The organism is Paenibacillus intestini (assembly GCF_030803945.1).
Lineage (GTDB): Bacteria > Bacillota > Bacilli > Paenibacillales > Paenibacillaceae > Paenibacillus > Paenibacillus polysaccharolyticus.
This window is the reverse complement of record NZ_JAURUN010000017.1, coordinates 25,578-37,457: the sequence shown is the minus strand read 5'-3', so window position 1 is coordinate 37,457 and position 11,880 is coordinate 25,578. Positions and strand designations below refer to the sequence as shown.

At 47.3% G+C, this 11,880-nt stretch carries 10 protein-coding genes; all 10 read right to left on the bottom strand.

Annotated elements, in window-relative coordinates:
- Window positions 1-14 precede the first annotated feature (14 nt).
- Window positions 15-350 (bottom strand): septum formation initiator family protein, encoded by a 336-nt coding sequence (locus J2T16_RS27035; protein WP_090924621.1) that lies wholly within the window; start codon window positions 348-350, stop codon window positions 15-17.
- A complete protein-coding gene (gene yabQ, locus J2T16_RS27030; protein ID WP_221788850.1) occupies window positions 343-936 on the bottom strand; it encodes a spore cortex biosynthesis protein YabQ in 594 nt (197 codons plus the stop codon). Before yabQ ends, J2T16_RS27035 begins: the two co-directional genes overlap by 8 nt.
- A complete protein-coding gene (gene yabP, locus J2T16_RS27025; protein WP_090924619.1) occupies window positions 933-1,217 on the bottom strand; it encodes a sporulation protein YabP in 285 nt (94 codons plus the stop codon). Before yabP ends, yabQ begins: the two co-directional genes overlap by 4 nt.
- 169 nt (window positions 1,218-1,386) lie before the next feature.
- Entirely contained in the window at window positions 1,387-1,665 is a 279-nt protein-coding gene (locus J2T16_RS27020) for an RNA-binding S4 domain-containing protein (protein ID WP_090924618.1), read from the bottom strand.
- Window positions 1,665-1,937, bottom strand: a complete 273-nt coding sequence (locus J2T16_RS27015) for an HU family DNA-binding protein (protein WP_090924617.1) — start codon at window positions 1,935-1,937, stop codon at window positions 1,665-1,667. Before J2T16_RS27015 ends, J2T16_RS27020 begins: the two co-directional genes overlap by 1 nt.
- A 304-nt stretch (window positions 1,938-2,241) precedes the next feature.
- On the bottom strand, window positions 2,242-3,735 hold the full coding sequence (gene yabN, locus J2T16_RS27010) for a bifunctional methyltransferase/pyrophosphohydrolase YabN (protein ID WP_341181446.1): 1,494 nt from the start codon (window positions 3,733-3,735) through the stop codon (window positions 2,242-2,244).
- A gap of 307 nt (window positions 3,736-4,042) precedes the next feature.
- Window positions 4,043-5,809: a putative polysaccharide biosynthesis protein gene (locus J2T16_RS27005; protein WP_499019925.1), complete on the bottom strand. Its 1,767-nt coding sequence runs from the start codon at window positions 5,807-5,809 to the stop codon at window positions 4,043-4,045.
- Window positions 5,810-6,162: 353 nt separating this feature from the next.
- Window positions 6,163-6,705 (bottom strand): stage V sporulation protein T, encoded by a 543-nt coding sequence (spoVT, locus tag J2T16_RS27000; RefSeq protein ID WP_090924614.1) that lies wholly within the window; start codon window positions 6,703-6,705, stop codon window positions 6,163-6,165.
- 345 nt (window positions 6,706-7,050) lie between these two features.
- The gene (locus J2T16_RS26995; protein ID WP_221788847.1) at window positions 7,051-8,196 is read right to left on the bottom strand and encodes a peptidylprolyl isomerase; all 1,146 of its coding nucleotides are present in this window, start codon (window positions 8,194-8,196) and stop codon (window positions 7,051-7,053) included.
- On the bottom strand, window positions 8,180-11,707 hold the full coding sequence (mfd, locus tag J2T16_RS26990; protein WP_154960448.1) for a transcription-repair coupling factor: 3,528 nt from the start codon (window positions 11,705-11,707) through the stop codon (window positions 8,180-8,182). The genes J2T16_RS26995 and mfd overlap by 17 nt, the downstream gene beginning before the upstream one ends.
- Window positions 11,708-11,880 lie beyond the last annotated feature (173 nt).

The window sequence follows — 11,880 nt, the reverse complement described above, 5'->3', positions numbered from 1 at the left end:
AAGACTGGATTCCATCAGTTCCCTGACCCTTCGACCTGAATTGGTGTTTCTTCAGGAAGATAGTAACCTTTTTTTCGTGCCAGCTGTCCTATGTATTCAGGGTCCTTCAACCGACTGACCTCATACTTCAGCTGCTCGAGCTGTTTCTGCGTATCCTGCTGCGAAGTTTGCTGTGTGGCCAAGTAATCACTCTTGTCCGAAATTTGCGCATTCTGTACAAGAAACGTATATCCTGCCCAGATCGCGAATACAGCAACAAATGTCAACCAAAGCATCAGACGCCTTCGTGCACCAGCAGATTTTCCCTGGTTAGCTGGGCTCTTCTTACTACCCACAGGTGTTCTACTCATTCCCCGGACGACCTCCTTGAAACCAGCGTTTCCATATCGCTGCAATTCTTGTACCCGCTTGGATCATCCATCGAGGCGTTACCCAATATCTCAGTAGCGGCCTAAACATCCAGCGGAACAACTTGCCGAAAGGGATTAAACATTGCAACACCAGCTTGCCCAGGAATAGCAGGATCGCGATGATGAAACCAAATATTACACGAACCAATCTGTATATTCCCTTCGCTGGCACAACAATCAGGATGTTAAGGATATGTCCACACCACTGGATGAGTGTTCTCGCGAGTTTAATTAACATTACCACAAAATGCTGGGTTGTAACACTTAAAAGCCAAAAATAGAAGCAAACTCCGATAATCAGCCCCAAAAAGACATAAAACCGCAACTGTCCGTGGTTTCCGGCATACAACATCCGGAAAACGAACAGTGCGGAAGCGACCCAATACAACAGGTCTAACGTGTGGATGCTCCACCTCGGAAATCGCAGCTGTCCTGACAGTACCCGGTAACTGTCATAAGCTACACCCATCACAACTCCCGATAACACCATCCAGGTCAGTGTGATCCACTGCGCATCCAGAATCATCGGAACATCTTGCCAAACAGGCCTTTACTGTTTTTGGACTGGGAACCGGGATCGAGATACTGAAGTGAACTAACCGTACCCTCAATGGATAAAAGACCTTCCTCCAGGCTCAGGTTCTTGATATGTAAATTGTGCCCCCGGATCGTCAGATGCCCAAGTTCGGTCTGTAGCAAGAACTCCTCACTGTCAAAGCTCTCCACATTCGAAACCCCTGTTAGATCCAGCAGTTTCCTATTTTGCATGTTTAGATAGTGTTGTTTAGCTTTTCCGTGCTCAGCCATGGCATGTACCCCTCCTTCTTTTGTACCTAGCTTATGGATGAGATACCCAGATTAGAACTCCTGTCTCTTTGATCTTTCCATTTGTCTCTGGGAAAAAACATAAAAGCGTCCTCCCTTTACTGGGAGAACGCTTCATTTAAATGATCTAAAGATGTATCAGAAATTTCTGTTACCAATCCATCCCGTTATCCTTGGCAATCGGCTCTTCCTTAACCAAGGTATAGAGGCTGCTTGCCTCATCCTTCTTGGTACTCTCAGCAAGACGCTCCACCTTCACGGTGACTAGCTTCTGACCGAACTGAACCGTCAGCTCATCGCCTACCTTTACAGCAGCGCTGGGCTTGGCTTCCCGTCCATTTACAAGAACACGTCCCTGTTCAGAAACGTCCTTGGCTACAGTACGGCGTTTGATCAACCGAGATACCTTCAGGAATTTATCAAGACGCATTATTTTACAGCTTCTTTAAGTTTGTTACCTGCTTTGAATGCAGGAACAGTGGACTCAGGAATCACAATCTCATTCCCTGTTTGTGGGTTACGTCCCGTACGACCAGAACGTTTGCGGGTCTCAAAAGTGCCAAAGCCGATCAATTGTACTTTGTCTCCGCTGGCAAGTGCATCTGTAATTTCTCCTAAAAAGCCGTTCAATACGGACTCGACATCTTTCTTTGTCAAACCGCTTTTGTTTGAAATGTTGTTGATCAGGTCTGTTTTGTTCATGTTAAAAGCCTCCCAAATTGAAAAAAAAGTATCTGCGAGCCTTGGCTGTTTTAAAATAACCAAGTTGATTCTCGCACGGTTACTACACATGTATTCTGGCTTTCATGCTAAATTCCTGCCTTGACCAACGACTTTTTTTAACTTATGCCGTTGCATGACAGAGAATCATCTTAGTCCAGTACCCGATATGATGTCTCTTCAAACACCAGACTCAATATAATGCTGAACACACGTTCGTATCATCATAACACACTGCCGAGCCTGATGGAATACGGTGTCTGGGTATTTTTACAAATCAGTAAAATCAGAGCCCGGCCTTCTTTGCCTGTTGCCAGAACCGTTCCATCTCTTCTACCGTACTTTCCGCAGGTGTTTTGCCCTGTTCACGCAACCGATCCTCAATGTACTGAAACCTTGCCACAAACTTGCGGTTCGTGGCGGCAAGAGCCTCCTCCGGATCTGTGTCAATAAAACGTGCCACATTCGCCGTGGCAAATAACACATCACCGAGTTCAAGCTTGCGTGCTTCTGCATCATGCCCTTGTTGTACCGCTTCTCTGAGTTCAGCCAGTTCTTCTTCGATCTTGGCAAAAACGCCCTCCACATCATCCCAGTCAAAGCCAACTTTGGCGGCCTTCTTCTGGAGCTTATATCCTTTCATAAGTGCAGGCAGATCACGGGGGATACCGTCCAGTACGGAAGTTTTTTCTACGTCCTGGCCTTTACGTTTTTTCTCCTCTGCTTTCATCTGTTCCCAGTTTTGCAGGGCTTCATTCGCGTCTTCGGCTTGATTATCGCCAAATACGTGCGGGTGACGGAAAATCAACTTGTCATTAAGTCCTTCTATAACGTCATATACGTTGAATGTGCCAACCTCTTCCTCCATCTGAGAATGCAACATAATTTGCAACAACAGATCACCCAGTTCTTCTTTCATGTGATCCGGGTCATCCTCATCAATAGTTTCAATCACTTCGTATGTCTCTTCAATCAGGTTTTTACGAATCGACTGATGTGTCTGCTCCTGATCCCATGGGCAGCCACCCGGACTGCGAAGAATGTTTACGATCTCGTGCAATCGCGCGAAAGAACGGCGGCGTAGTGCATCATCTGTATTTTTCGGCACATAGATCAGCGACAGGTTCCCATATCCGGGGGTACGATCCAACTCATGCAGTGGTACCTTATGGATGACTTCCTGATCTTGTACACCAAGTGCATGACCCACAAACACCGGATAATCATCCGGGTATACTTCCATTAGACATAGCTTCACATCGGATGCAGTAAAACCGTCGTAGACTTGTCCAATCAACGTATGCAGCTGGGGTTGTATCAATTCGGGGCTGAGGCTACTTGCATCAAGCAGTTGAAAGCCTTCAATAGGGTCGAATCCAAGTCGGATAAAGGCTTCATCCAGGAAGCTCTCTCCGCCCATAATACGTAAGGAAATGCCCTGCTGCGGACAACGTTCTTTCAAAAGTCGTACACTGGCTTCGGCCACCATTGGATGGCCTGGTACAGCATAGACAATCTCGGTGCCTGCATCGCTGCTACGAGCCGCGTCGATTAATTGGTTCGCAATCTCATCGTAAACCTCCGGGAAGGAGGATTTGGACTCATAGATTGTGTCAAACGACGTCATCTCTAGCCCTTCCTGCTGTAAATCATTCAAGACAGGATGATCCAATGTGCGTACATACAATGTAGCCGCATGTTTCATTTTTTTAATAATACCTAAAGTCAGTTGGTCCGCATCTCCAGATCCAAGACCTACCACTGTCAAAGCTGCACTCATTACACTTAACCTCCATCCGAACCATCCTGCTTTTCCGAGCGACCTCTAACTCATGTACCATTTCAATGTGCGCATGAGCATCTCTCTTTTTTATCTGAACAGGATGGCGCTCAATAATTAAACGTATTATACCAGAATCTGTCTACATCCTATAATTGCATCCGCGTAGCTGTTTCATCGCTGTTCAATCGTACTGGCTCTCTATCAACTTGTAAGGTTGCTAGACAGACTGTAAAGGTATCCACAGGCGCAACGGTACCATAAGCATGCGCGGCAGCATCTAGACACCATAGCAACTATGATTTGGCTAGTGCAGTACACGCAGTCTGCGCAACAGCTGCGCCAGACGCGGCCCCAGCTTCGGCAAGGCCGCCAGCTCTGCGGCGGTCAGTAACCCTGTCCGGGCCGCGGCCAGCACAAACACGGCTGCGCCTGCGGCAATGCCCAGCAGGCTCACGCCCATCGCAGCCAGCCGATGCGTGGCTGCGATGCCCAAGCCGCCGAGCACTGCTTCGGCGGCCCAGGCCATGCCTAGCGCCGCCAGGCTCATGGCGGCGATCACCAGCGCCGGCTTCGCCAAGACGGCGCCAAGAGCAGGGCGCATGGCGGTGAGCCGCGCCAGAAGCACCACATTCAGGCCAGCCGCCAGCATATAGGCGGCTGCACCTGCAAGTGCCGCGCCGCTGATGCCTAGCGCTGGCACAAGCATGACGTTCAGCAGCACCTTGACGCCTGCGGCGGCCAGCATGCTGAACGCAGGAGCACGCACGGCGCCGAGGCCTTGCAGCAGCGCCGCCGCGATGATGCTGACGGTGCTACCTGCAGCCGTCAGCGCCATATACCGCAATGCTTCGGTGCCTGCGGCATCCCCGTACAGCATGCGGTTAATCGGGTCTGCCAGCACCGCAAGTCCTGCAGAGGCTGCCAGACCGATCAGCCAGAACCAGCGCAGCGCCATGCCCGCTTGCTTCCTGACGGCTTCTGGCCCGCCCTTCAGGCGCGCTTCGGCCATCGCCGGAATAAACAGCACCGAGAGTGACGTGGCAAGCATCGTCACCAGCTGCACCAGTGGCAATCCGCGGTTGTATATGCCGAAGGATACCATCGTTTGCATATCATCCAGCCCTTCACCGCGTAGCAGACGTGGAACGGTAAAGGTGTCCACCAGATTCATCAGGGGCACTGCCAGTGATCCAAGACAAACCGGAATGGCATAGACAAGCAAAGTACGCATCCATTCGGTATTTGAGCGTCTGATCTTCCGAGCTTGACCGCTTCCTCCAACTACTGCAACATCATGTTCCACTACTCCAGTATGCCGATCTGCCCCTGAATCCAAAGACTCTTCACATACTGTCTCTCCCTTTTTCTTGCGATCTTCTGTGTACATCGGCTCTCTATCCATCGAATGTACTTCCTGCTCTTTCCGCCGATGTCTATTTACGAATCCCAACATGACGATGAGCCCTGCACATCCTCCGGCTACCGAGCCTAACATTGCCCCGGAAGCAACCGTTTCAAGCGAAGCATCCTGGCGGATCAGCCATAATAACACCACAATCATGACCGTGACCCGCACCGTCTGTTCGACCACCTGAGATACGGCTGTAGGCACCATCTGCTGCATCCCCTGGAAGTATCCACGTAAACCTGTCATCAGCGGTACACATAACAAGGCCAGGGATGCTGCACGGATGGAAGGAATCACATGCTGATTTCCAATCAGACCTGCGATCCACGGTGCACTTCCATACATCACCATCGCGGTAATCATACCTAATCCGCCAAGCAACATCGAAGATAATCGTATAATTCTTCGGCTCTCGTCTGGTCTGCCGAGGGCATTCTGTTCAGCTACGAATTTGGATACAGCCAAGGGCAACCCAGCCGCAGCCAGCGTAATAATGAGCATATATAACGGATAGACCGTATTGTAGATACCAAAGACACCGTCTCCCCCCAGATTTTGAAGAGGAATTTTTTGAAAAGCACCAATGATTTTGGAGATAATGGCGGCAAGCCCAAGGATAAAAGCACCCTGTAGCAGCCTTGTTCCTGAAGATGGCTGTTTTATCAATTTCCCGGTTCCTTCCATGTGTATTCTGGCATTCAAACGAAGCATAAAGCTTCCTTTGCTATTATACCTGCCAGAAGGCACACAATACGAACATCCTTTGAGCCACAACCTGTGATCAGATCAAAACCTCTAGCCTCCCTGAAAGAAAGCTGCATCGGAAGCATATGCCTCGCCTTTATCACCGGATTTTCCCCTTTGGAAAAGGGAATCCAAAAAAATCTGGGGATAACAGCGATTGAAAGTTTATTCTGTCATCGGAGTACTTGTGTAAACACTTATAGTTCAACTTATATGTAAAAAGCAAAAACTCCCGTATGCCCGGTTCAGGCTCACAGGAGTCCATCTGCTATCTATTGTTCCATTTGTTTGCCAAGGAAGCCAGCAGCCGTCTCAGCCATTTTAGTCTCCATCTGAGACATCTTCACGGATTCATCCTTGTTGAACAGGATAACGGTTCCGATGGGATCACCACCAGAGATAATTGGCGCGATAACAAAAGAGGATAACGTCTCGTCATGATCTTTGCTAAGCTCATAAGTACCATTGGTTGCTTCCATAATTGTCTTACGGTTTTCCATGCAACTCTCCACAAGGCTGCCAACCTGTTTATCCAAATACTCTTTCTTGGATCCGCCTGCCACCGTGATAATGGTATCCCGGTCAGAAATCATCGTAACGTGACCTGTACTCTCATACAGCGATTCTGCATATTCTTTGGCAAAATCACCAAGTTCCCCAATGGGCGAATATTTTTTAAGAATAACTTCTCCATCCCGATCCACAAAAATTTCAAGCGGATCTCCCTCACGAATACGCAACGTACGACGGATTTCTTTAGGAATGACCACACGACCCAGGTCATCTATACGGCGGACAATACCAGTAGCTTTCATTTACATGTTGCCCCACTTTCTCGAGAAGATTTTTCAACTACTGTTCCTTAATGGGTAGAGGAAAGTCCCAGAACGTTTAGTGTGATTTCTTGACCATAGTATTCATCTGTTCCCATATCCTTATACATGCTTTGCGGAATATCGTGAATTAACTTTTTTATAAAGTAATAAAAATTGTATCTCCAGTCGTTTACGCTCCATGTAAACCAAAAAACGAAGCAACAGAAAGAACCGTAGTTCTCCCTGTACTTCGTTATAGGTTGTCCATATTACGGTGAATATAACCCGGTTCAGCAAGCTTCTCAGGCTTCTCTGAAACGCATGTTAAAATCACTGTGAGTCAAACTATTTACTGCTTGTACCTTCTTCGGTTTTTGCATCTTTGTCTGTTCCTGTTGTACCTTGATCTGTTTTCGCATCCGTACCTTTAGAATCGGTTTTTGATCCATCTGTTTTCGTGCCTTCTGTACCAGTACCTGTCGAACCTTCAGTAGTGCCTTCCTCTTTTTTCTCCGTTTTTGGAAGTTTCACTTCTTTGATGATTTTATCCAGCTCTTTTTGCATAAACGTATCGATTTGAGCAGCCGCCAGTTGGCTTTTCAGTGTCTCTTTTTGCTCTGCCGTCAACTTGGAGTAATCTGCTTCCGTACGTGCTTCCACTTTCATGATGTGATAACCGTACTCTGTTTCAACCGGATCACTGATTTTGTTCAGCGGCAATGTTTTTGCAGCTTCCTTGAAAGAATCTACCCAATTCGCAACAGGTGTATTTTCATAAAGTCCACCTTTTTCAGCAGATCCCGGATCTTCGGAATATTTTTTCGCAATCTCGGCAAAATCAGCGCCGCCATCCAGTTTCGCTTTTACTTCTTTTGCAAGCTTCAACGTGTCTTCTTTTTTACGATCTTTTTGCGTTTTAGGATCTTTAAAAGTAATCAGCACATGACGTACAGAAGCTGTTGTATACTGATCTTTGTTTTTCTCAAATTCTGCCTTCATGGCATCTTCGGTTACGCCTGTTTCTTTATCTTTGATTACCGTCATAATACGAGTCATGTAATCTTTAATGTTTTGGTCAGTCAATTTCTGAGTCTTTAACATTTCAGTCCATTGCTCTTCCTTCACGGAAGCCTTCATTTTGTCGAATTGTTCAGATGCTGTTTTGGCTCCAGCCGTTTTGGCTTCTTCACTTGCTTTGCCACTCAAATATTCATAAGCAATCTCTTGCTTCACGAGATATTCTTTAAAATCATCCATCTCCATCATTTGTGCATATTCCGGATAGAGGAATTTCATGACACGTTGTTCCATGTCGAATTCATTCGCTGTAATTGTGCCACCATCATACGTAGCTACAACAGCACTTTTATCTGTTGATTCCGGTGCTTTTGCTTCTTCCTTCTTGCCACATGCAGCAAGCAAGGACAGGGACAGTACTGCTACCATACCTACGGACAGCACTTTTCCCACTTTTTTATACTTTGCTAACATCTTTTAGTTCCCCCTTTGATTTAAAAGCAGTCTTCATGGATTCCAGAAACTTTTCTACCAGCTCCATCAGTTGCTTATCCCCAAGACCCTTGCCTTTGACATGAATCAGCATATGGGGTCCTTGTTCAAATTGTACACGTCTTTCGAACTGATTTCCAATGTGTGCGATTTTTGACAACTCGAAGGCATGTTCACGTCCTTCATAGAACTTGACTGTAAGATCATCGCCACGCTGTGTGATGGACTCAATACCATAGATTTTGCCATACACTTTGAGGCGGGCTACTGCCATCAAATTAATTACAGCTTCCGGTAAATCACCGAAGCGGTCAACCAGTTCGTCTTCCAGTTCCATTGCATCGTCGAAGGAAGCAATAACTGCGACCTTTTTATAGATCTCAATCTTCTGAATACTGTCATAAATATAATCCGATGGCAAGTAGGCATCGATACTGAGATCTAGCGTTGTATTCCACTGATCGGAAGGTACAGGCTCTTCGCCCAGCATTGTAACTTTACGTTTGTTGATCTCTTCCGCCAGCATCTGTGAATACAGATCGAACCCGACGGAGGCGATAAAGCCATGTTGCTCTGCTCCGAGCAGGTTACCGGCCCCACGGATGGACAAGTCTCGCATTGCAATTTTGAAGCCTGAACCAAGCTCTGTGAATTCCTTGATGGATTGCAGACGCTTCTCGGCAACTTCCGTAAGCACTTTGTCCCGTTGGTATGTGAAATACGCGTAGGCAATCCGGTTAGACCGTCCTACCCTTCCACGCAACTGATACAGTTGGGAAAGTCCCATTTTGTCTGCATCATGCACAATGAGTGTATTTACATTCGGAATGTCCACACCTGTTTCAATGATACTCGTGCTCACCAGTACATCATACTCTCCGTCCAGGAAGTCGAGAATCGTCTTCTCCAGCTCGGTTTCTGTCATCTGCCCATGCCCAACACCCACTTTGGCTTCTGGCACCAGATCCGAGATTTCGGCTGCCATCTCCTGAATGCCTTGTACCCGGTTGTAGAGATAATATACCTGACCACCACGCGCCAACTCACGCTCAATCGCTTCACGAACAAGAGCCTGACTATGCTCTACCACGTAGGTCTGAACGGGGAAACGGTTCTCTGGCGGTGTCTCAATAACGGACAAGTCACGTACACCCAACATGGACATGTGTAAAGTACGCGGAATCGGGGTTGCCGTGAGGGTCAACACATCCACGTTGGTTTTGAGCTTCTTGAGCTTCTCTTTATGTGTTACGCCAAAACGTTGCTCCTCATCGACAATAAGCAATCCCAGATCTTTGAACACCAGATCCTGTGACAGCAAGCGATGTGTACCAATAACAATGTCTATTGTACCGGCTTTGATACCTTTGGCGGTCTCATTCTGTTCCTTGCGGGAACGGAATCGGCTAAGGACATGAATGTTAAACGGATAACCGGAGAACCGCTCACGGAACGTTTCATAGTGTTGCTGAGCCAAAATTGTGGTCGGAACCAATACCGCTACCTGTTTGCCCTCGATTGCCGCTTTAAATGCAGCCCGAATCGCAACTTCAGTTTTCCCGTAACCAACGTCTCCACACAATAAACGATCCATGGGACGGTTTTGTTCCATATCTTTTTTGATTTCTTCAATCGCGCGCATCTGATCACGTGTCTCATCGTAAGGGAACATGTCTTCGAATTCTTGTTGCTCTGCGGAATCCTTGTCGAACCCATAGCCTTTAGATGTTTGACGTTCTGCGTACAGCTTGATCAGATCATCGGCGATATCCTGAACGGATGAACGAACCTTATTTTTAACCCGTGTCCACTCGTTACCGCCCAGCTTGTAAATTTTCGGCTCCTTCTCTTCGGAACCCACATATTTCTGAATGAGATCAATCTGTTCAATCGGAACAGACAATTTGTCGCCGCCTGCATACAGAATGTGCATGTAGTCTTTGTGAATACCAGCAACCTCAAGCGTACCAATCCCGAGGTATTTACCAATTCCGTGGTTCTGGTGAACGACATAATCGCCCACTTTCAGCTCGCTATAGGATTTGATACGCTCGGCATTATCGATGTTTCGAATCGGTTTACGGGCTTTACGCTGCTTCTGTGAGAACATCTCACCTTCTGTGATCACCGCCAAATGAATGGACGGCATCTCGAATCCCGTTTGCAAATTGCCATTCAGCATCTCCGGCTCAGGAATGTCGTAATCCTGCAATACCCGGCGCATCCGGTCCATCCGTTCCTCACCATTCGCAAGCATCAACACCTGAACACCGGCTTTCTGCCAGCGTTCCATCTCCGCCTTCAGCACGTTCATCTGTCCGTGGAAATCCTGCATGCCCCGGCTGATAAAGTTCAGAATATTCTGTGGCTGGGTATGCGGAACCTGACGCAAAAAGATCGACATAAAGATGGTCTGGAATGGACGCTCATAGAGCAAATCATCCCCATCTGCCGATAACGGCAGATCCGGCAAGGTTTTACCATTTTGCATCAGATGCAAGTTCCACTCCGATTCGTCTCTGTCCAGTTGTTTCGAGGTTTCCGACAATCTCGCCGGCTCATCCATCACTAGAATGGTATCTTCTGGCATATAGTCATAAATCGTTTTATTTTCAGGATAAAGCGGGGAGATGTATTTGTACATTTCTGAAAAGTAGACATGCTGACGCAGCAACTCAATCTCTCGATGCATCTCTTCCCGAAGGCGCAACTTGGCCTGGCGATCCGTCATTTTCTCCAGCTGCTGTTCAAGCAAAATTGCCGCCGTATCCGCTGCCTTCTCCATACGCTCCTGATCAGCGATTAATTCTTTACATGGCAAAACAGTAATTTCCTCTATCCGTTCAATGGAACGCTGATCCGCAGGGTCAAATGTACGAATGGAATCGATTTCGTCGTCAAATAACTCCACCCGATATGCAATCGATGAAGTCACTGGATAGAAGTCGATAATGCCTCCACGTACACTCATCTCTCCGCGAGATTCAACTCGCTCAACCCGTTCATAGCCAAGCGTTACCATCTCAAGCAAGAACGAATCCAGTTGAAGCGTGCTGCCTTGCTTAATCTGGATATGTGCATTTGCCATGACTTCCGGGAGCGGAACATAACGTCTTACCCCTGAAAAAGGAATGACAACAATGCCCCTGAAACCCTGGGCGCAACGAACCAATACTTCAATGCGCTGAGCAAGTGTCTCCGGACTAGATACCGCTGCCTCAGCAGCAACAAGTTCATTCGCAGGATAGATCAACACCTGATCTGATGAAAGCGCTTCCTGTAAATCTTCCGCTATTTTTTGTGCGGCAAACATATTATGTGTCACGACGAGCAGTGGTCGATCCATCTCTTGGTGCAGCGTAGCCAGCATGATCTGACGAGCCGAACCGGATAGGCCCGAAACCAATTGCTCCTTCATGCCGGATTTAACCCCGGCTGTAATGGACGCAAAGTCCGGATCTTTGGAAAAAGCCTGTATGAGTGCTTGTAACAAAAGGGGCACCTCTCTTATAACTTTCTTGATTATAGATTATTGCACATCGATGTGCAGCATCTTCGGTCATTGGAATTTTTTTAAAACTGGATACTTATTCCTTTTTGTCCTGTTTCATCATAAAGGATTACTCCAAATATTTCCACATCTGTTCCTACAGGACCACTCTGAGT